General features: G+C 73.5%; 18 protein-coding genes. 10 read left to right on the top strand and 8 right to left on the bottom strand.

The window, feature by feature from the left end:
• The first annotated feature begins 40 nt into the window (after nucleotides 1-40).
• Together ACP4IX_RS09465 and ACP4IX_RS09460 are read left to right on the top strand one after the other, a co-directional pair.
• On the top strand, nucleotides 41-1,711 hold the full coding sequence (locus ACP4IX_RS09465) for a (2,3-dihydroxybenzoyl)adenylate synthase (protein ID WP_426555240.1): 1,671 nt from the start codon (nucleotides 41-43) through the stop codon (nucleotides 1,709-1,711).
• 55 nt (nucleotides 1,712-1,766) lie between these two features.
• A complete protein-coding gene (locus tag ACP4IX_RS09460) occupies nucleotides 1,767-1,964 on the top strand; it encodes a ferredoxin (protein WP_426555239.1) in 198 nt (65 codons plus the stop codon).
• Between the two features lie 237 nt (nucleotides 1,965-2,201).
• On the opposite strand, the gene ACP4IX_RS09455 is transcribed toward ACP4IX_RS09460, so the two are convergent.
• The 4 genes from ACP4IX_RS09455 to ACP4IX_RS09440 are packed head-to-tail and all read right to left on the bottom strand — an operon-like array spanning nucleotide 2,202 to nucleotide 7,019.
• The gene (locus ACP4IX_RS09455; RefSeq protein ID WP_426555238.1) at nucleotides 2,202-3,722 is read right to left on the bottom strand and encodes an ABC transporter ATP-binding protein; all 1,521 of its coding nucleotides are present in this window, start codon (nucleotides 3,720-3,722) and stop codon (nucleotides 2,202-2,204) included.
• Nucleotides 3,719-4,540, bottom strand: coding sequence for an ABC transporter permease (locus ACP4IX_RS09450; RefSeq protein WP_426555237.1), 822 nt, complete (start codon nucleotides 4,538-4,540; stop codon nucleotides 3,719-3,721). Before ACP4IX_RS09450 ends, ACP4IX_RS09455 begins: the two co-directional genes overlap by 4 nt.
• Complete coding sequence (locus tag ACP4IX_RS09445) at nucleotides 4,537-5,511, bottom strand: ABC transporter permease (RefSeq protein ID WP_426518186.1); 975 nt, start codon at nucleotides 5,509-5,511, stop codon at nucleotides 4,537-4,539. Before ACP4IX_RS09445 ends, ACP4IX_RS09450 begins: the two co-directional genes overlap by 4 nt.
• On the bottom strand, nucleotides 5,508-7,019 hold the full coding sequence (locus ACP4IX_RS09440; RefSeq protein WP_426518188.1) for an ABC transporter substrate-binding protein: 1,512 nt from the start codon (nucleotides 7,017-7,019) through the stop codon (nucleotides 5,508-5,510). Before ACP4IX_RS09440 ends, ACP4IX_RS09445 begins: the two co-directional genes overlap by 4 nt.
• 223 nt (nucleotides 7,020-7,242) lie before the next feature.
• Here ACP4IX_RS09440 and ACP4IX_RS09435 point away from each other — a divergent pair, with 223 nt between their 5' ends.
• On the top strand, nucleotides 7,243-8,088 hold the full coding sequence (locus ACP4IX_RS09435) for a class I SAM-dependent methyltransferase (protein WP_426555236.1): 846 nt from the start codon (nucleotides 7,243-7,245) through the stop codon (nucleotides 8,086-8,088).
• An 89-nt stretch (nucleotides 8,089-8,177) separates the two neighbouring features.
• On the top strand, nucleotides 8,178-8,426 hold the full coding sequence (locus ACP4IX_RS09430; protein ID WP_426518192.1) for a chorismate mutase: 249 nt from the start codon (nucleotides 8,178-8,180) through the stop codon (nucleotides 8,424-8,426).
• A 78-nt stretch (nucleotides 8,427-8,504) separates the two neighbouring features.
• Here ACP4IX_RS09430 and ACP4IX_RS09425 read toward each other — a convergent pair whose 3' ends face one another.
• Nucleotides 8,505-9,182 carry a uracil-DNA glycosylase gene (locus ACP4IX_RS09425; protein WP_426518194.1) on the bottom strand — a complete coding sequence of 226 codons (678 nt, stop codon included), beginning with the start codon at nucleotides 9,180-9,182 and terminating at the stop codon, nucleotides 8,505-8,507.
• A 303-nt stretch (nucleotides 9,183-9,485) separates the two neighbouring features.
• Between ACP4IX_RS09425 and ACP4IX_RS09420 the strand changes: the two genes are divergently transcribed.
• Together ACP4IX_RS09420 and ACP4IX_RS09415 are read left to right on the top strand one after the other, a co-directional pair.
• Nucleotides 9,486-10,499 (top strand): N-acetylglucosamine kinase, encoded by a 1,014-nt coding sequence (locus tag ACP4IX_RS09420; RefSeq protein ID WP_426555235.1) that lies wholly within the window; start codon nucleotides 9,486-9,488, stop codon nucleotides 10,497-10,499.
• Nucleotides 10,500-10,610: 111 nt separating this feature from the next.
• On the top strand, nucleotides 10,611-11,534 hold the full coding sequence (locus ACP4IX_RS09415) for a sirohydrochlorin chelatase (protein WP_426518198.1): 924 nt from the start codon (nucleotides 10,611-10,613) through the stop codon (nucleotides 11,532-11,534).
• Between the two features lie 256 nt (nucleotides 11,535-11,790).
• Here ACP4IX_RS09415 and ACP4IX_RS09410 read toward each other — a convergent pair whose 3' ends face one another.
• A complete protein-coding gene (locus tag ACP4IX_RS09410; RefSeq protein WP_426518200.1) occupies nucleotides 11,791-12,825 on the bottom strand; it encodes a lactonase family protein in 1,035 nt (344 codons plus the stop codon).
• A 128-nt stretch (nucleotides 12,826-12,953) separates the two neighbouring features.
• The gene (locus tag ACP4IX_RS09405) at nucleotides 12,954-14,444 is read right to left on the bottom strand and encodes an FUSC family protein (protein WP_426518202.1); all 1,491 of its coding nucleotides are present in this window, start codon (nucleotides 14,442-14,444) and stop codon (nucleotides 12,954-12,956) included.
• Nucleotides 14,445-14,660: 216 nt separating this feature from the next.
• On the opposite strand from ACP4IX_RS09405, the gene ACP4IX_RS09400 reads away from it, so the two are divergent.
• From ACP4IX_RS09400 to ACP4IX_RS09385, 4 genes are all read left to right on the top strand, one after another.
• Nucleotides 14,661-15,137 (top strand): Lrp/AsnC family transcriptional regulator, encoded by a 477-nt coding sequence (locus tag ACP4IX_RS09400; RefSeq protein WP_426555284.1) that lies wholly within the window; start codon nucleotides 14,661-14,663, stop codon nucleotides 15,135-15,137.
• Nucleotides 15,138-15,165: 28 nt separating this feature from the next.
• On the top strand, nucleotides 15,166-15,861 hold the full coding sequence (locus ACP4IX_RS09395) for an HAD family hydrolase (RefSeq protein WP_426555234.1): 696 nt from the start codon (nucleotides 15,166-15,168) through the stop codon (nucleotides 15,859-15,861).
• A 117-nt stretch (nucleotides 15,862-15,978) separates the two neighbouring features.
• On the top strand, nucleotides 15,979-18,807 hold the full coding sequence (locus ACP4IX_RS09390) for a beta-L-arabinofuranosidase domain-containing protein (protein ID WP_426555233.1): 2,829 nt from the start codon (nucleotides 15,979-15,981) through the stop codon (nucleotides 18,805-18,807).
• A 92-nt stretch (nucleotides 18,808-18,899) separates the two neighbouring features.
• Entirely contained in the window at nucleotides 18,900-19,640 is a 741-nt protein-coding gene (locus ACP4IX_RS09385) for a DUF4142 domain-containing protein (protein ID WP_426555232.1), read from the top strand.
• A gap of 20 nt (nucleotides 19,641-19,660) precedes the next feature.
• On the opposite strand, the gene ACP4IX_RS09380 is transcribed toward ACP4IX_RS09385, so the two are convergent.
• The gene (locus ACP4IX_RS09380) at nucleotides 19,661-20,476 is read right to left on the bottom strand and encodes a LysR family substrate-binding domain-containing protein (protein ID WP_426555231.1); all 816 of its coding nucleotides are present in this window, start codon (nucleotides 20,474-20,476) and stop codon (nucleotides 19,661-19,663) included.
• Nucleotides 20,477-20,578: the final 102 nt, after the last annotated feature.

Below are 20,578 nucleotides of genomic sequence, written 5' to 3'. Positions count from 1 at the left end.
CACCACCACCAACATCCGCACCACGCCTCGGAGGAGAAACATGGGAACGACCTCGGTACAGGGAGCGCTGTCCGGCAGACCGGACTGGCCCGGCTGGCCACCGGAGGCCGCACGGCACTACCGACAGGCCGGCTACTGGCGGGACGAGGCCTTCGGCGATCTCCCGGCCCGGCAGGCGTCGGCACGTCCTACGGCCACGGCCCTGGTCGACGGAGACCGCCGCTGGACCTACGCGGCACTGAAGGCCGAAGTCGAGGGCCTGTACCGGTCCTTGCACCGTCTCGGACTGCGCCGGGGCGACCGGGTCATCGTGCAGCTGCCCAACCGCGCCGAGTTCGTGCTGCTGTGGTTCGCGCTCCAGCGGCTCGGCGCCGTGCCGGTCCACGCCCTGCCCGGACACCGTCGCCACGAGATCGCGCACCTCGCCCGGATCACCGAGGCGGTCGCCTACGTGATCCCCGACCGGCACGCCCGCTTCGACTACCGCGCGCTGGCCGCGGACCTCGGCGCCGAGCACGCGTCACTGCGCCACACGATCGTCGTCGGCGACACGGGAGACCACACCGGCTTCGTCCCCTTCGAGACGCTGCTCGATCCGCGGGCACCCGCCGTCGCGTCCCCCGGACCCGCCGTCGACGCCGGGGACCTGGCACTCCTCCTGCTGTCCGGAGGCACCACCGGCACGCCCAAGCTCATCCCGCGGACACACCAGGACTACGCCTACAACGCGCGAGCCGCGGCCGAGGTGTGCCGGCTCGACGAGGACTCGGTCTACCTGGCCGTCCTGCCGATCGCCTTCAACTTCACGATGAGCTGCCCCGGCGTTCTGGGAACGCTGCACGCCGGTGGGACCGTGGTGCTCTCTCCCAGTCCCAGCCCCGGCACCGCCCTCGAGCTGATCGAGCGCGAGAGGGTCACCATCACCGCCGTCAACCCACCACTGGTCCCCTACTGGCTGCGGGAGTTCGAGGAACGCCGGCCGGACATCTCCAGCCTCGCCGTCCTGCAGGTGGGTGCCGCGCGGCTGGCCGACGACCTCGCGCGTCGCATCGAGCCCACGCTCGGAGCCCGACTGCAGCAGGTGTTCGGCATGGCGGAAGGACTGCTCAACCTGACCGCGCTCGACGACCCGAGCGCGATCATCTGCTCCACGCAGGGCCGCCCGGTCTCACCGGCCGACGAAGTCCTCGTCGTCGACGGGGACGGTGCGCCCGTTCCCGACGGGCAGGTCGGGGAGCTGCTGACACGAGGCCCTTACACGCTGCGCGGGTACTACCGCTCCCCCGAACTGGCGAGGACCCACTTCACCGAGGACGGCTTCTACCGCACCGGAGATCTCGTCCGGCGGCTCCCCACCGGGCACCTCAGTGTGGTCGGCCGCGTCAAGGAGCAGATCAACCGGGGCGGCGAGAAGATCGACGCCACGGAGGTCGAGGAGCACCTGCTCGCCCATCCCGGCATCGACTCCGTGGCAGTCGTGGCCGCGGCAGATCCCGAACTCGGCGAACGCTCCGTGGCCTTCGTCGTGTGTACGGGCCCGGTGCCCAAAACCCGGGAACTCGCCTCCTTCCTGCGGGAACGCGGTCTGGCGGCCTACAAGGCACCGGACCGGGTGAAGGTGATCGAGCGGATGCCCCTGACCCCCGTGGGGAAGACGGACAAGAACGCGCTGCGGGAGACGGCACGACTCGAGGACGGGCAGGCCCGATGACGCCCACCACACTGCCCGGGCCGACACTGCCCGGCCCCGCGGGAAAGGAGACCTGGTGCGCGTATCCGTCGACCGCGATGTCTGCGTAGGTGCCGGACAGTGCGTACTGTCCGCCGAGGCCGTGTTCGACCAGGACGGAGACGACGGGCTCGTAGTGCTCCGGACACCCGAACCCCCGCCCGCGGTGCTGGACGGCGTCCGCGACGCGGTGGACCGGTGTCCCGCGAGGGCGATCACGCTGAACGAGAGGTGACCTGCTCCACGACGAGTGGCTGGGCGCGGCGGAGCTGACGAACGACCTCGCGACGCGACCCCGAGGTCCCGGATCGGGGTCGCGTGCGGGTCGGCAACCGCGCCCGCCCGCACGCCCTCCTGCCGTTGTGGTGTGGGAGACCGGCGGGGCGGCCGGCGAACCGCCCCGCCGGCCCGACGACCGGGTTGCCGTGGCGGACGAGCCGCCGTTGCGTACGACGCACCGCCCGAGCGCGCCTCAGGCGTCGTCCGCCTGCGGCACGGCTTCCTCATGGGCCCCGGACGGGCCGGGTTCGGCCGCCCACCGGGACCCCGGCGGGCGCGGCTGCGTGTCGTCGGCAACGAGCGTGCCGTCCACCAGCTCGAGGCGTCGGCCCGCCGTGGCGGCGACGGCCGCGCTGTGCGTGATGAGGAGTACGGCAAGGCCCCGTTCCTCCCGCAGCTTCGCCAGCATGTCGAGCACTTCCCGCTCGGTGGCGCCGTCCAGGGACGCGGTCACCTCGTCGCACAGCAGCACACGGGGCCCGGCGGCGACGGCCCGTGCGAGGTTCGCCCGCTGGCGTTCTCCCCCGCTCAGCTCGCCGGGGCGACGGTCCGCGGCTCCCGGGGGAAGGGAGACCGCGCTGAGGAGTTCCGCGACCGGGGGCGGGACGAGACCGCCGCGGACGGCCGCCCGTCGTGCTCTCTCCAGGGCCGCGCCGACGGTCTCGCGCGGGTTGAGCGCGGCACGGCTGTCCTGGTCCACATGGGCCACCAGGAGCCGGTCGGCGGCCGTTCTCCCAGCCACGGGCCACGGCTGTGGTGTTCCGTCCAGCCAGAGACGGCCACCGCTCGGTTCCAGCGTGCCCGCCAGCGCCCGCGCCAGCGTGGTCTTGCCCGCTCCGGAGGCGCCCATGACGGCCACACTCTCACCGGCGCCCAGTGTCAGGCTCGCACCCCGCAATACGGGGTCCGCGCCCGGCCCTCCCCGGACACCCTCGGCCCTCAGCACGAACGTCTCCCCCTCCGGCGCACGAGGAGCAGGTACCGCCGCCACCCGTCGCCGGGGAACGTCCGGCCGCGCACCGCCGCCGAGGCCGTCCACGGCGTCGTCGGTGAGCGTGCCGCGGGACAGGACGATCCTGCGGTGGGTGAGGCGGTCGACCACATCCAGGTCATGGCTCACCACCAGCATCGCGGCATGGCCGGCGGCGGTGGTCAGGAGGTGGACCAGGTTCTCCGTCGCCCTCGTGTCCAGGCCGCTGGTCGGCTCGTCGAGGACGACCAGCTCGGCGCCTTGGGCCAGCGCCGCGGCGAGGGCGACCCGTTGGGCCTGGCCTCCGGAGATCTGGTGGGGAAACGCCCGCGCCAGCTCCGCGGGCAGCCCCATCCGCTCCAGTGCGTCCGTGCGGAGGGAGGTGAGTTCCGCACGTCCCGCTCCGGACCGGCGGGCCGCGCGGTCCAGCACCCAGCCGACCCGATGTTCGGCGGGGAGCGCGCTGGCGCAGTCCTGCGGCAGGTACGCGGCCAGGCGCCCACGCACCCGCCGTGCGCCGGCGGGTGAGAACGGGTCGTGGTCGGCGACCCGGACCGTGCCGCCGACCCGTACCAGTCCCTGCCTCGTATAGCCGAGCAGGGCGTGTGCCAGTGCCGTCTTGCCCGACCCCGACCGGCCGACCAGGCCGACCCGCTCTCCCGGCCGTATCGTCAGCGAGCAGTCCGACAGCACCGTCCGCTCGGCGGACGACAGGCTCAGGTGCGCGACCTCCACCAGGTTCATCGCGTGGTGTTCCGTTCGTTTCGTGGCCGCCCGACGGGAGATGTGAGGCGGTCCGCGGCCAGGGTCATACCGAGCGCGAGCGTGATCAGCAGCAGGGCCGGAGCCAGCACCGGCCACGGCTGGGCTCCCGCGCCCACCGCGTTCTCCCGTACCAGCCGGCCCCAGTTGGCGGCGGGCGCCGGTGCGCCGAGGCCCAGGAATCCGGCTGTCGCGCAGAGCTGAGTGGCGGCGATGAAGCGAAGACCGGCCTCGGCCCACGCCTCGGAGGCGATGTTCGGGACGATGTCGTGCCGAATGACAGCGAACCTGCTGTCTCCGCGTGCCAGCGCGGTGCGTACGTAGGACAGCTCGGCCAGCCGGGCGGTGGCCGCGCCGATGACACGCACGGAGAACGGCAGGCTCACCAGGGTGACGGCCACGAGTACGGCGAACTCACTGCCGGGTCTGCCCGCCGCGACCAGCAGCATGATCAGGAGCGGAGGGACGACGGCCAGGCCGTCCACGACGCGCAGTACGCCTTTGAGGGGGCCCCGCCGGGCCAGGCCGGCGCAGGTGCCGATGGTCAGTCCGGCGATGCTGCCCAGCGCGGTCGCGGCCAGCGCCTGCAGTACGAGGGTCTGGCCGCCGTGCGCGGTCCTCGCCAGCGCGTCGCGCCCCAGCATGTCGGTGCCCAACGGCCGCGACCAGCTGGGAGGTTCGAAGGGGACGCCGACCCGTTCGGTCGGTGAGGGCAGCGGAAGCCACGGTCCGGCCAGTGCGGCCGCCGTCGTCAGGACCGGGACGGCCAGCAGGAGCCACCTGAGAATCGTGCGTGTCATGACGCCCTCCGTCCGGCCCGGCGCCTCGGCGCGGGGCGGGAGCGGACGTTCAGCCATCCGGCCAGCAGATCACCCGTGAAGAGGATCAGCAGGGCGGCTCCCGCCAGGACCAGCCCGAGCCCCTGCACCATCGCGACGTCCCGATAGGCGACGGCGCGAGCCAACTCGCTCCCCACTCCGGGGTAGTTGAACAGCGTCTCGACCACCAGGCTGCCGCCGAGCAGCCCGGCCGCCATCACGGCCAGCCCTTGGATGCCCGGTGCGGCGGCTGCGGGGAGCACATAGGACCACGCCAACCGCACCCCCGACTCGCCGTCCAGACGGGCCTGCTCCACCGCGGGGCTCTGCGCGGCGCTGACCACGGCGGCGCGGACCAGCCGGGTCGCCACCCCGAGACCCGCCAGTACCAGTGCGGTCACGGGCAGCACCAGCATGTCCGGATGCTGCCAGGGGGCATCGCCCGGCGGGAACAGCGACACCGCCGGGAACATCCCTCCCCGGTGGGCCAGCACCACGACCAGACCGGTGGCCAGGAGGAACTCCGGCAGCGCGACCAGTGCCACCGTCATCGACGACAGCAGCCGGTCCTCAAGCCGGCCGGCCCGGAGACCGGCGAGCAGCCCGAAGGTCACCGCGAGCGCGGCGATGCCGGCCACCGCGAGTCCGACGAGAACGACCGAATTCCCGAACCGCGAGGCGAGGACCTCACTGACCGGCCGGCCGGCGGCGAAGGAGCGGCCGAGGTCGCCGGTCAGCGCGTCGCCCAGCCACGTCACGTAGCGTGCCGCGGCGGGCCGGTCCAGACCCATGCGCTCCCGGATCTCGGCCCGTTCGCTGTCGGTGGCGTCCGCGCCGGCGACGACTCCGGCCGCGTCCCCGGGCAGCACCTCGGTCGAGAAGAAGAGCACCGCCGACAGCAGCAGCAGCATCGCGGCGGCCGTCGCGCCGCGGACCACACCGAACCGGATCACGCCGAAGCGAGTTCGGCGGACGAGAGGTCGGGGAACTGCTGAACCCGCACACCGCTCAACCTGTCGGTGTGGGCGTCCACCGTGGGGACGAACACCGGGACGATCTCGTTCCCCTTCTCCCACAACAGGCGCTGCGCCTCGTGGGAGGCCTTCTTCCGGTCCCCCTCGGCCGGCGCGCTGCGAGCGGTGGACACCAGTGCGTCGATGTCCGGGAAGGTCCCGGGCGTGTGGTTGGCCTCGAAGGGCGCCGGCGGGTTGTAGCCGGCGGCGAACGGGAGGCGCTGGTACGCCTCGTAGTCCGCGTAGAGCTGCCCGGCCGGCAGTTCCTTCAGGCTCGCCTTCACCCCGATCGCCCGGAGGTTCTCCACCATCAGTGTGGCCGTCTCGACCATGCCGGTCAGTTCGGGGCCGGCGGTCAGCTCGATCGACATCCCCTCGTGACCCGCCTCGCGCAGCAGCGCCTTCGCCTCGTCGGGGTCGTGGGACCTCTGCTCCAGGCCGGCGTCGTAGCTGGGGAAGCCGATCGCCGGGACGTCGTTGCCGATCTCGGCGCGGCCGAAGTACACCGTGTCCACGATGGCCTGACGGTCGATCGCCAGGCGGAACGCCCGGCGCACGCGCTCGTCCTTGAACGGCGCGTGCGACATGTTCATCTCGAACCGCAGGTTGGACACGTACGGCGGCTCACCGGCGCTCACGGTGAACCCGCGGTCCTTCTCCAGGCTGCGCGCGGTGAAGGGTGACACCCCGCTGACGAAGTCGGCGCGTCCTCCCCGCAGCGCGTTCACCCGCGCCTCGGCGTCGCCTATGGACAACAGGTGGATCTCGTCCAGGTGCACATCGTCCCCGTAGTAGTCGGGGTTGCGGCGCAGCAGCGTCTGCTGCCCCGGCTCGAACGCCTCGATCACGAACGGCCCGCAGGACGGCGTCCCGGGGGTGAACTCGGTGGTGCCGTCCTTGATGACCAGCATGCTCTGGCACAGCAGGAGGCGTCCGTCCGCGATCGGGCTGACGGTGGGCAGGCGGAGGGTGCGCCGGTCGAGCTCGCGGGCGGCGGCGAGGTCGAAGTTGCGCCCCACGAGGCGGGTGAACGGCAGACCCTCCAACTCGTCCGGCGCGCGCAGCGAGTGGAGCAGGTCGGCGGCGGTCACCGGGGATCCGTCGGTGAAGGTGACGGAATCACGCAGTCGCAGGGTGTACGAGGTGAGGTCGTCGCTGGTCTCGATCGTCTCCAGGATCCCGTAGCCGACGCCGTCCGGCTGCCCTGCGTCGATGGCCCCGAGGGGGGCGTGGACGAGCCGTGCCCGGACGAAGTCGAGGGCGGTCGGTCCGACGAGGTAGTTCAGCGTCTCGCTCGACCCGCCCCCGGCGAAGGCCGCGCGCAACGTCGCGCCCGCGCCCTCGCCCCCGTCGTCCGACGGGGAGGAACAGGCGGTCAGCAGCCCGGAGATGCCCGCGGCGGTCAGGGCGCCGAACCCGAGGAAGGCGCGACGGGAAAGATTACTCACAGTGTGTCCTTGCTTGCCGGAAGAAGAGACGGGTGCCAGGCACAGGCCTGTCCCGACCTGGGCACAGCGAAGGGGCGCCCGAGCGAGCGCGTCGGGCAGCCGGAAGCCTCGGCTTCGGCCGGCTCACGCCCCTGACCGTGGCGCCTCGGCCACCAGCATATGGAAATCATAATCGTTCCCAACTAGGTTTACATGAAAATGATTACCAATTAAGCTGCTCGGCATGGTGGATGTCGACGAGGCAATGCTGACGACGTATCTGAAGACCAACCGGGCGTTCATGGCACCGGTCGTCGAGCAGGCCGTCGGCCTGCTCGGCCTGGAAGGCCGGCGCCGCGTCCTCGACGTGGGCACGGGCGCGGGAGGCGGTCTGGTCGCTCTCGCCCGTGCCGCCGGCGGCCGGGCCCGTGTCCTGGGCGTGGACCGCAACGAGGGCGCGCTCGCGCTGGCCCGCGAGCACGCGAAGGAGGCAGGCGTCCTCGACCAGGTGCACACCGAGACCGCGGACCTGGACGAGGTCGCCGCAAGGGCCTCCGGGGACGACCGTTTCGACGCGATCTGGGCGAGCGACGTCATCTGGCCGGGGAACGTCGAGGACCCCGCGGCGGCAGTCGCGCGGCTGGCCGGGGCCCTGTCACCGGACGGCGTGCTCGCGCTCTTCACGAGCAACTACTACAGCTCGACGTTCCTTCCCGGGCACACCCGCCTGGAGCGGCGGCTGCTCACCGCTTCGGAGCTGAACTGGGGGATCCCCGCCGACGGTCCGGACCACTATGCGCGGCACGTGCACTGGATGACCGCGGCCGGCCTGCGGGACGTGCGGCTGCACGTCCTGCCCCGGGTCGGCTTCCCCGCGGACGCCGACCCGACGGTCCGTCCCTACCTGGAAAGGGTCGTGTGGCCCGAACTGCTGGCTGCCGCCCGGGCACGCGGGGAGGATGCCGGGATGAGCAAGGAGGACATCGCACGGGCCGAGGACCTGCTGACCCCCGGACGTCCGGAGTACGTGGTCGACGAACCGGGCTACTACCTGGTTCACCCCACTCTGCTGGTGACCGGACGCCGCTGACCCCCCGGCGTGACCCTCACTCGGCACGCCTCCCGCCGCCGCGGCGAGGCGGCCGCCCTCATCGACCTCGCACGGAAAGGCACTCGCCCATGCCCAGGGCCATGGACGGCATCGCCGACGGCCTGCACGCAGATGTCGTGGAGTTGGACGCGGCCATCATCGAACTGGTCCGCCGGCGTACCGAGATCTGTGCCCAGCTGACCGCCCGGCGCCGGGCCGCCGGGGCGCCGGCGATCGAACTCGCCCGGGAGAACGCGGTCCTGCGGCACTACGGCGAGGCACTCGGGCGGCCCGGCATTCCCCTGGCGATGTGCCTGACGGAGCTGGGGCGGCGGTAGCGCCGGGTCGCGCACGTCTCGCGCCGGGCGTGCGCGGCGCCGGCCACCGGGGAGGCTAGGAACTCCTGAAGGGCGGAGCTACGGAAGTCGCCAGTCCACCGGCTGGGCGCCCTGCCGGACCAGCAGGTCGTTGGCCCTGCTGAACGGACGGGAGCCGAAGAAGCCGCGGTCCGCCGACATCGGCGACGGGTGGGCGGACTCGACCGCCGGGAGGTCCCCGAGCAGAGGCCGCAGATTACGCGCGTCACGGCCCCACAGGATGGACACCAGCGGCGTGCCGCGGGCCACGAGCGCTCGGATCGCCTGCTCGGTGACCTCTTCCCAGCCCTTGCCCCGGTGCGCGGCCGGCTTGCGCGGCGCCGTCGTCAACGCCCTGTTGAGCAGCAGCACCCCCTGCTGGGTCCACGGTGTCAGGTCTCCGCTGGACGGCCGGGGCAGTCCCAGGTCCGTATGCAGTTCCCGGAAGATGTTCTCCAGGCTGCCCGGCAGGGAGCGCACCTCGGGCGCCACCGCGAAGCTCAGCCCGATCGCCATCCCCGGGGTGGGGTAGGGGTCCTGACCGACGATCAGGACGCGGACGTCGTCGAACGGCTGCTGGAAGGCCCGCAGGACGTTGGCCCCCGACGGCAGGTACGTCCGGCCGGCCGCTACCTCCGCCCGCAGGAAGCCTCCCATCGCGGCGATGCGTTCAGCCGCAGGTTCCAGAGCCTTCGCCCAGCCTGCTTCGACAAGTTCATGCAAGGGTCGTGGTGCCACGGCGCGTCACTCTACTGGCAGACACCCGGTCCCCGCACAAACGCCGGAGCTCCTGCCCCGCGGACGCCCCCTCAGCGCTACTCTTCCTCCAGGTCGAGGTCGTCAAGCCGGTCCAGGGGACCGCGGGACCGCCGCAGTCGGTCACGGGGAGGCGGGGAGTCTGTCGAATCCATCAGTCGAGCCGCTCCGCCAAAGTCATCACACCCTGCCGGCCCGTCGTCGCCGGTACCCGGCCCCCGCGACTCCCGCCCCCGCGACGAGGCGGTGCCTCGTCCTCCAGGGCCGTGACCACCGGGGCCTGTCGTGAGCGGCGGCTTCCTGGCCGTGGACTCCGGCGGTTCGGGGCTGCGCGTCGTCGTCGGCGCGGCGGGAGGCGGCGGACGCGGCCCGGACGGGCTCGGGCGGCGTGCGTCGCGGGAACCGGTCCGCACCGGTTCCCGCGGCATCGATCCCGCGCATCTGCTCGCGCAGCTGCTGCCGATGGCCAGGGAGCTGACCGCCGAGACCGGTGTGACCCGGCTCGGCACGGTCGTCGTCGGGGCCGCCGGACTGGCCACCCTGGGCGACGCCCTGCGCGCCGAACTCCCGGGCGCGCTCGCCCGCGAGCTGGGCGCGCGGACGGTCGCCCTGGTCGCCGACGCCGTCACCGCCTACGTCGGCGCCCTCGGGCCCCGGCCCGGAGCCGTGGTCGCCGCGGGCACCGGTCTGGTCGCGACCGGCACCGACCTCACCCGCTGGCGCCGGGCGGACGGCTGGGGCCATCTGCTGGGCGACTGCGGCGGGGGCGCCTGGATCGGGCGGGCCGGGCTGGAGGCCGCGCTGCGGGCCCACGACGGGCGACCGGGCGGCTCGGCCCTGCTGCTCGCCCGGGCCGAGGAGCGTTTCGGCCCGGTGGCACAGCTGCCCGGGCAGCTGTATCCGCGTACGGACCGTCCCGCCGTCCTCGCCTCCTTCGCTCCCGAGGTGGCCGCCTGCGCGGCCGGCGACCCCGTCGCCGCGGACGTCCTGCGGGCCGCCGCACGGCACCTGGCCGACTCGGCCGCCGCCGTGTGCCCGTCCGGTGGCGAGCCCCGCCTCGCGGTCACCGGTGGTCTGCTGAAGATGGGCGACGCCTTCGTCGTACCGCTGGAGGAGGAGCTGGCGAAGCGGCTGCCGCACGCACGACGGACGACCGCCGAGGGGGATCCGCTGCACGGTTCGGTGCGGATCGCGACCGACCTGGCGGCCGGCTCGCTCGCCCTTCCGAGCGACGACGGACTGCTCTGGGTGACGACGGTGCCGGACGGCCGGCAAACGGTCCGCCGGCGAGGTGAATAGTGCCGATGTCGGCCGATCCGTACATCACTCATCAGACAAAACCGGACGGATACCGCTCACCTGCACCCTCCCCGAACAGGGAAACCCAGGAAACCAGTAACATGCGGCGCCATGAGCTCCCCCACTGGGCCCGCGTCCGGCCTGCCCGTACGAATGCCGCGCCCCCGCCAGCCCGGACGGCACCGCCGTCCCGAACCCCTGGTGGCTCCCGAGGGCGCGCCGGCGCTCGTCCTCGCGGTGCCGGGGACGCCCAGTAGCGCCACCCGAGGCCTCGCCGACGAGGTCATCAGCATCGCCCGGTCCGAGCTGCCCGGCCTCGACGCCCGGATCGGCCACCTCGACGGGGACGACGAGGAGTTCCCCTCCCTGTCGGCCGTCCTCGTGCGGGCCGCCGAGGAGCGCACCGCCCGCTACGAGCAGGCGCGCGCCGCCGGCCTGGAGGTGAAGGAGCCCGAGGGCCCCGTCGCCGTCGTCGTACCGCTGCTCGCCGGCCCGGACGGCGCGCTGCTGCGCCGGATCCGGCAGGCCGTCATGGACAGCCGGATCGCGGCCGAGCTGACCGACGTGCTCGGCCCGCACCCGCTGCTGGCCGAGGCGCTGCACGTGCGGCTCTCCGAGGCCGGCCTGGCCCGCGCCGACCGCGCCCGTCTGTTCACCGTGGCGACCGCCGCGGACGGCATCATCCTGGCCTCCGTCGGCGGTGACGAGGCGGTCCAGGCGGCCGGGATCACCGGCATGCTGCTCGCCGCGCGCCTCGCCGTGCCGGTGATGGCGGCGGCGCTGGACGAGGAGGGATCGATCGCGTCCGTGGCCGAGCAGCTGCGTTCCTCGGGTTCGCAGCAGCTGGCGCTCGCGCCGTACCTGATCGGCCCGGAGATCGAGGCGTCCCTGCTGGAGGAGGCCGCCGAGGAGGTGGGCTGCTCCACCGCCGAGCCGCTCGGTCCGTACCCGGCGATCGGCAAGCTCGCACTGGCCAAGTACACGACCGCGCTCGGCATCTCGCCGCAGCAGCCGCAGGGCGCACCGGTCCGCTGACCCACGGGCGCCCGCGCCCCGCAAGCCCGGCCGAAAGGGCCCGCTCACGTACTGGAGCGGGCCCTTCGCCGTGCCGTACGGCCGCCGGGGACGACCGGCGGAGTCGTGCGGACCCGCGCCGTGCGCCCATGGGCGAGGCGCCGGCCTGTGCGGGGCACGGCCCGTCGTCGTGCCGTACGGGTGGACGGGGCGAGCCGTGCGGCGCGCGTACGGGCCACCGCACGGCGCGGGGCGCGACGGCGGACCGCCGCGCCGGTCAGCCGAAGACCACGCAGGACGCCGCCGGTACCGCGAGTGAGCCGGTGCGCCGGGGTACGCCGGTCTCCGGGTCGAGCGCGAACCAGGTCACGTCTCCGGAGCGCTCGTTGGCCGCGTACAGGAAGCCGTCCGACTCGGCGATCTCCCGCGGCCAGTGCCCGCCGCAGGGCACGGTCCCGAACAGCCGCAGCCCGTCCGGCTCCACGACGAACACGGACAGGACGTCCTCGCCGCGGGTCGCCGTCCACACGAACCGGCCGTCGGGCGAGACGACGACTCCGGACGGATAGGCGTCGCCGGACGGGGCCCCGGGCAGCACCGGCACCTCGGCGAGGGGCTGCAGCACGCCGTCGGCGGCGTCCCAGCGGCAGACGGTGACGGTGGGCGCCAGTTCGTTGACCACGTAGGCGCGGGAGCCGTCCGGATGGAAGGCGAGGTGGCGCGGGCCCGAGCCGGGGCGCAGCGCGATCTCCCGGTGCACGGCGAGGGAGCCGCCCGTCAGGGTGCAGACCCGCACCGAGTCGGTGCCGAGGTCCACGCTGACGGCCCACCGCCCGCTCGGGTCGGGCCGCACCTGGTGGGCGTGCGGCCCCTGCTGGCGCTGGGCGTGCGGGCCCGAGCCGGTGTGCCGCAGGACGCCGGACGCGGACCGGGCGAGGCCGCCGTCGGGGCGCAGGGGTACGGCGGTGACGCTGCCGGAGCCGTAGTTGGCGGTCAGGACGTGCCCGGCGTACAGACTGAGGTGGGTCGGCCCGTCGCCCCCCACGGGCACCGGCCGCCCGACGGGCTCGGGTTTGTCCCCCGTCACCCGGAGGGCGGCCACCGCGCCCTCGGCCGTCTCGCTGACGGCGTAGAGCATGTCGCCGCCGGCGGCCAGGGCCAGGTAGGAGGGGTCGGGTACGCGGTCGGTGCCGCTGAGGACCGTGAGCGCGCCACTGCCGGGTGCGACGGCCGCCGTCACGATGCCGGGGCCGCCGGCCGCCGTGAACGAACCGATGAACGCCCGCCGCTGCCGCCTGCCGCCGTCTGCCACCGCTGCTCCCTCTCGTCCCGCGCCGTCCCGCGCCTCGTCGGGGGCCGACTGATTCGTCCGCCCCGGGGCGACGGTAGCAGTCGATCAGCTGCGGTCCAGACCAAACGGGCGACGCGGGACCGGAGGGCTCAGGCTCCGACGAGCGGCGAGCCGGAGGGGGTACGCAGGGGCGCGGCGAGGTCGGCCAGGGCGCGTTCCAGGCCGTGGAGGTGGGCCAACGCGGGCTCGGCGGCGCGCGGACCGTCCTCGTGCGCGGGGACGGCGCCACCACCGGTGAGCGCCTCGACCGCGCTCTCGACGCGCCAGCAGGCGGCCGCCAGCCGGGCGTCGTGCGAGGCCTCCGGGTCGGCCGCGACGGCGACCAGACCCCGGATCTCCCGGGCGCAGTCGTCGAGCAGGGAGAGCACGCGGCGGGCGCGGCGCCTGCGGCCGTACATCGGGTTCAGCGGGTGCACGAGCGGGGCGACCGACAGCCGCACCCGGCCCAGCAGCTGTTCCAGTTCGGCCACGCGCGGCGCCGGGTCCGCGCCCTCGTTTCCGGCGAGGCGGGCGGCCGCCTCGCCGGTGCAGGCGTGGACGCAGCGCAGGGCGCGCTGGATCCAGGCGTCGGTGACGGCGTGCGTGGTGACGGGCAGGACGAAGAGCACGGCGAGGGCCGCGCCGAGCGCCCCCACGCCGGTCTCGGCGAGCCGCAGGGCGAGCAGGCCCGGGCTGAGGAAGTCCAGGAGGCCGTAGAGCAGCTCGGCGAGCAGCGTCACGCAGAGCATCATCCAGGTGTAGGAGACCGCGGCGGTGTAGAAGATGCCGAAGACGCAGGCCGCGGCGAGGACGGCCGTGGGCAGCGCGGATCCGGCCAGCGGGAAGGCGATCAGGAAGCCGAGGCCGACGCCGACGACGGTGCCGAGGACCCGGCGGAAGCCGCGGACCAGGGTCTCGCCGCGCGAGGTGGTGTTGACGAACACCCACCAGGTGGCGCCGACGGCCCAGTACCAGCGCTCCTCGGACACGAGCTGGCCCACGACCAGGGCGAAGCCGGCGCCCGCGGTGGCCTGGACGGCCTGGCGGGTGCTGATGCGGGCGAGTCCGGTGGCGGCGGGCGGCGCGGGCACGGCAGGCGGGGGCAGGCGGCGCTCGTAGCACCACAGGCCGAAGCGCACCGCCGCGGCGGCGGCCACGGACAGCAGGACGGCGGCGTACATCTCGGGCAGCCGGTCCGTGGTCGCGTGCAGGAACTGCGCGATGAAGAAGGTCATGAAGGCGAACACGCCGAGGCTGTGCCCGCGCGGGCCCCAGCGGCGCGCGTACACGCCCGCGCCGACGACGGCGAGGAAGGTGAGGTCCCTGGCCACGGGGTGGTCGTGCAGCGCGGCCGCCGCGGTCAGCACGGGCAGTCCGGCCACCGGAAGCAGCGCGGTGGTGACCGCCTGCCCCCGCACGGTGGCGTCGGTGACGGTGAACAGCGCGAGCAGCGCGGCGAGCCCACCGATGACGGCGCCCACGAGAGACGTACCGGCCACGCCGCACACGACGACGGCCAGCCCGATGCCGAGCACGCCCCGCGCGGCGAACCGCAACCGCGACCGTCCCGGGTCCGGGCTCACGAACACCCTCTTCAGCACTGATTACCGCCCCCTCACGAACTGGCGCCCACCGGCCCGAAGCCACGGGCATGAAAAAGGCGCCGCGGGATCCGCAGCGCCATCGACCCTTCTATAGGAGCATCTCCGGCACCAGTGGCTCAACAGGCTCGTTCGGGAGTGCGCCATTGGTACAGTTTCCACGGCATTCCTACGGCCATCGAGGAGCCAATGGCCGACGAGAGGACCCGGACGCCCATGGCCGTCGACGCGCTCGACACCCGCATCCTGCGGCTGCTGCTGGAGCAGCCGCGCACCAGCGTGCGGGAGTACGCCCGACTCCTCGGGATCGCCCGCGGCACGCTCCAGGCCCGGCTCGACCGCCTGGAGCGGGACGGCGTGATCACCGGCACGGCTCCGTCCCTCTCCCCCGCCGCGCTGGGCCACCCGGTGCTCGCGTTCGTGCACATCGAGGTCACCCAGGGCCACCTGGACGAGGTGGGCGAGGCGCTGGCGGCCGTACCGGAGATCGTGGAGGCCTTCTCCATCACGGGCGGCGGCGACCTGCTCACCCGGGTCGTGGCCCGCGACAACGCGCACCTGGAGGACGTGGTCCAGAAGCTGATCAGCCTGCCGGGAGTGGTCCGCACCCGCAGCGAGGTGGCGCTGCGCGAGCGCGTCCCGCACCGGCTGCTGCCCCTGGTGGAGTCGATCGGACGCACGGCGCGGAAGTGACCGCCGAGTCCTTGGCATCCTGTACCCCATGAGCACTCTCGGCGGCATCTCGGTCATCTTCGATCTCGACGGAACGCTCGTGGACAGCGAGCCGAACTACTACGAGGCGGGCCGGCAGACCCTCGCCGCCTTCGGCGTACCCGACTTCACGTGGGCCGACCACGAGGGATACGTGGGCATCAGCACCCAGGAGACGGTCGCCGACTGGAAACGGCGGTACGGGCTGCGCGCCCCCGTGGAGGAACTGCTCGCCGTCAAGAACCGCCACTATCTGGAGCTGGCCCGCACGTCCGCGCGCGCCTACCCGGAGATGCAGAAGTTCGTCGAGCTGCTGGCGGACGAGGGCGTGCCCCTGGCGGTGGCGTCGGGTTCGTCGCCCGAGGCCATCGCGGCGATCCTGTCCCGTACCGGGCTGGACGCGCAGCTGCGCACGGTCGTCTCGGCCGACGAGGTCGCGCAGGGCAAGCCCGCACCGGACGTCTTCCTGGAGGCGGCGCGGCGGCTCGGGGCGGCCCCGGCCGACTGCGTGGTCCTGGAGGACGCCGTTCCCGGAGCCGCCGCCGCGCACGCGGCCGGAATGCGCTGCATCGCGATCCCGTACGTCGCGGCACAGGCCGACGCTCCGGAGTTCGCCGCCGCCGGTCTGCTGGTGCGCGGCGGTCAGGACGAGTTCACCGCGCGGGCGGCGTACGACTGGCTCGTACGGACGGCACGGCGGGCCTGACCGTACTCGTCAGTACCGTTGACGCTCCTGGGCCCCTTGCCTATCTTCTGGGCGACCCTTCGAACGGTATTCGATATGTCGAACCGAAGACATCCGAACCGAAGAAACGAGGAGCACATGGCAGCGCCCCTCTCCCGGCGGACCCTTCTGCTGGCCACGGCGATCGCCGCGGGAACGCCCGCGGTCTCGTACGCGGCGGGCGGCCGGCCCGGCGCGGCGCCGCAGGCACCGGCCGCGCTCGCCGGCCCCGCGGCACCGGCGGCCTGGTCCGTACGGCCGTTCGGACTGGAGGACGTGACCCTCGGCCCGGGCGTCTTCGCCGACAAGCGGCGGCTGATGCTGGACCACGCCCGCGGCTACGACGTGAACCGGCTGCTCCAGGTCTTCCGCGCCAACGCCGGTCTCTCCACCCTCGGCGCCGTCGCCCCCGGCGGCTGGGAGGGACTGGACGGCGAGGCCAACGGCAACCTCCGCGGTCACTACACCGGTCACTTCCTGACCGTGCTGTCCCAGGCGTACCGCAGCACCGGGGAACGGGTCTTCGCCGAGCGGATCGACACCATGGTCGGCGCGCTGACCGAGGTGCGCGAGGCCCTGCGCCATGACCCCGCCGTGCTGAGCACGCGGGGCCGCTTCGGCACCGCCGCCGAGAACGTGCGCGGCTCCCACCAGTACGTCGACCTCCCCGCCGGTGTCCTCGGCGACACCCCGGCGATCACGCTGGCCGCCTGGGTGAAGCCCACCCACGACGGCGCCTGGGCCCGCGTCCTCGACTTCGGTGACGACACCAACCGCTACCTCTACCTCGCCGCCCGCAACGCCGACGGCGTGCCGCGCTTCGCCATCACCGGCAGCGGCGCGGCGGGCGAGCAGGGCCTCGACGGCACGGCCGCGCTGCCCCTGGACGAGTGGAGCCACCTGGCCGTGACCCTCGCGGACGGCACCGGCACCCTCTACGTCGACGGCGTCGCCGTGGCCCGGAACACGGCCATGACCGTGACCCCGGCGGTGCTCGGCCCCCTCGCCCACCACTGGCTCGGCCGCTCGCACTACCCCGCCGACCCCGTCTTCGCGGGCGCCTTCGAGGAGTTCAACATCTGGTCACGCGCCCTGAGCGCCGCCGAGATCGGCGCGTTGCGGGACAGCCGGGCCGCCGGGACCCCGGCGGGCCGGGGCGACCTCGCGTCGTACGCCTTCGACGAGAGGGACGGCGGGTCGTTCGCGGACGCCTCCGGCCGGGGTCTGACGGCCACGCTCCGCCGCACCTGGGGCGGGCCCAGCCATCCCGGCTTCCTCGCCGCGTACCCGGAGACGCAGTTCATCCGGCTGGAGTCGATGACCGGCAGTGACTACACCGAGGTCTGGGCGCCGTACTACACGGCGCACAAGATCCTCAAGGGTCTGCTGGACGCCCACCTCGCCACCGGCGACGACCGGGCGCTGGACCTCGCGTCCGGCTTGTGCGACTGGATGTACGCGCGGTTGTCCGCACTGCCCGCGGCCACCCTGCAGCGGATGTGGGGGATCTTCTCCAGCGGGGAGTTCGGCGGCATCGTCGAGGCGATCTGCGATCTGCACGCGGTCACCGGTGAGGCGGACCACCTCGCGCTGGCCAGGCTGTTCGACCTCGACCGGCTGATCGACGCCTGCGCCGCGGACACCGACGTCCTCGACGGCCTGCACGCCAACCAGCACATACCGATCTTCACCGGCCTGGTGCGGCTGTACGACGAGACGGGCGAGGAGCGCTACCTCACCGCCGCGAAGAACTTCTGGGGCATGGTCGTACCGCACCGCATGTACGCCATCGGCGGCACCAGCACCGGCGAGTTCTGGAAGGCGCGGGACGTGATCGCGGGCACCGTCGGTGCCACCACGGCCGAGACCTGCTGCGCGTACAACCTGCTCAAGCTGAGCCGGACGCTGTTCTTCCACGACCAGGACCCGGCGTACATGGACTACTACGAGCGGGCCCTGTACAACCAGGTGCTCGGCTCCAAGCAGGACAAGCCGGACGCGGAGAAGCCGCTCGTCACCTACTTCGTCGGGCTGACACCCGGCCACGTCCGCGACTACACGCCCAAGCAGGGGACGACCTGCTGCGAGGGCACCGGGATGGAGAGCGCCACCAAGTACCAGGACTCCGTGTACTTCGCCGCGGCCGACGGCAGCGCCCTGTACGTCAACCTCTACAGCCGGTCCACCCTCACCTGGGCCGAGCGGGGCGTCACCGTCACCCAGACCACGGACTACCCCGAGGAGCAGGGCAGCACGCTCACCATCGGCGGGGCCGACGCCTCCTTCGCGCTGCGGCTGCGGGTGCCGTCCTGGGCCACCGCGGGGTTCCGGGTCACCGTGAACGGCCGTGCCGTACCGGGGACTCCGGCCCCGGGAAGCTACTTCACCGTGTCGCGGACCTGGCACCGGGGCGACACGGTGCGGATCCGTGTGCCCTTCCGGCTGCGGGTGGAGAAGGCCCTCGACGACCCGTCGTTGCAGGCCCTGTTCTACGGCCCGGTCAACCTGGTCGGCCGCGATCCGTCCACGGACCTCCTGGAGTGCGGGCTCTACCGCGACGCGGGGCTCTCGGGCGACCTGCTGCCCACGCTCACCCCCGTGTCCGGCAAGCCGCTCCACTACACGCTGGACGGCACCGAGTGGGCCCCGTTCGCCGAGGGGACCGAGGACCCGGCTCACGCCTGGTTCCGGCGCGCGGAACCCCGGGTGGTCCTCGGTGGCACCGACTCGGGCGTCGCCAACCCGGCGAAGGACGACGGCACCACTCTGCTCGACGAGATCTGGGCGGCGGCGCCGTTCCGCGGCAAGGGCGCGCTGCTGGCACACGTGCGGTCCACGGTGGACGCGTGGGTGGGGGCCGGGCTGCTCGGGACCGACGACGGCGAGCGGGTGGTGCGGACCGCGCGGAGGGCGTCGTACGCGGACTGACGGTCGCGAGTTTTCACCCGCGGAAGTGATCGGTTCGCGGCCCGCGTCCGTACCTCCTGGTGTCCGAGCCCGTCTTCGTCCCAGGAGGCACGATGCGCGTCACGCGCACCACGGCAGGGACCGCCTTCGTGGCCGGTGCCCTGGTCCTCACCCTCACCGCGCTCGCCTACCCGGCCGTGCTCGGAGTGCGGAACACCGCCGGCAGCCAGGAGCGTGTCGTCACCAACACGGTGTTCGGGCCGCTCACCGAGGCCGACCGGGACTTCGTGGTGAAGGTCCGTGCCGCCGGGCTGTGGGAACACCCGCTGGGGCTCATGGCCATCGAGCGGGGGACGACGCCGGAGATGAAGGAGGCCGGCGAGCACCTGGTCGTCGGGCACGCCCGGCTCGACGCGACCTGCCGCAGGATCGCGCCCGAGCTGGGCATCACCCTGCCCAACCGGGCGTCCCCACAGCAGCAGCAGTTCGTGTCCACCGTGGACGGGACCACGGGCAGGCAGTTCGACACCACCGCGGTCAACATCATGCGCATCACGCACGGCCAGATCTTCCCGGCCATCGCCGAGGTCCGCGCCAACACCAGGAACAGCCTGGTGCGGCAACTGGCCGACCAGGCCAACGACACCGTGCTGGACCACATCACCGTGCTGGAGAAGACCGGCCTGGTCAACTTCGACCAGGTCAACCTCCAGCAGTCGGCCCCGCCGGACCTGCCCGGGGTTCAGCTCACGCCGCCGGCGCCGCAGCGGGGTGAGCCGGTGCTCTCCCTCACCGCACCACCCGGGCTGGAGGTCGACACCTCGGCGCCGTCCCCCAGCCCGACGGTCCGCTGACCCGAAGGGCGGCTGCCGCGTCAACCGCGGCGGGGCTTGCCGCGCCTGCCGCCCTTGATGCCGCCGCCCTTGCCGCCGGTCCTGGTGCCGCCCTTGCTTCCGGTCCGGGCGCCGCTCCTGGTGCTGCCGCCGGCGCCGCGACGATCGCCGCCGGTCTGCTTCCCGGCCGCCGGCTTACGCCGCGCGGACGCCGTGTCGGTGCGCTCGCCGTTCGCCGGCGCGGACTGCCGGCCGCGGGTGCTGTTGACGGTCCGGCCCCGGACGATGCCGATGAAGTCCTCCACCCGGTCCGTGTGCGCGTCCTCGGGCCAGGACAGCGCCACGCTCGACTCGGGGGCGTCCGTGACCGTCCGGTACGTGAGGTCCTTGCGGTGGTGCAGGCGCGCCAGCGACAGGGGCACGAGCAGCACCCCGATCCCGGCGGCCACCAGCTCGACGGCGTCCGCCGTCGTGGCCGGACGCTCGAGCGCGGGCCGGCCCGGCGGCCGCTCCCAGCCGAGGACGTCGTCCAGGGGGTGCAGCACGATCTCGTCGGCCAGGTCCTCGACGGTCACCTCGTCGGCCGCGGTGACGAGGTGGTCCTTGGGGACGACCACGACCGTGGTCTCGGTGTAGAGCGGGATCGCGCTGAGGGCGGTGCGGTCCACGGGCAGCCGCACCAGCCCGGCGTCGGCGTCGCCGCGCAGCAGCGAGCCACCCGCCTCGGCGGCGGTGACCTGGGTCAGGGACAGCGGGACGCCGGGCAGCCGCTCGTTCCAGATGCGCACCCATTTGTCGGGCGTCACCCCCGGGACGTACGCGAGCCGGAACACGGGGGGTTCTTCCGAGCCTGTCACCCGGCCAGGTTACCGGGCGTGGTCGGCGACGGCGGCCACCGGGCACGGCCGGCGGCCTCGGTCACCGGGCGTGGTCGGCGGTCGTGCGGACGCTCGATACCC

Source organism: Streptomyces sp. WG5 (assembly GCF_049974565.1).
In the GTDB taxonomy this organism is placed as follows: Bacteria; Actinomycetota; Actinomycetes; order Streptomycetales; family Streptomycetaceae; genus Streptomyces.
This window is presented reverse-complemented; position numbering and strand designations above follow the sequence as displayed.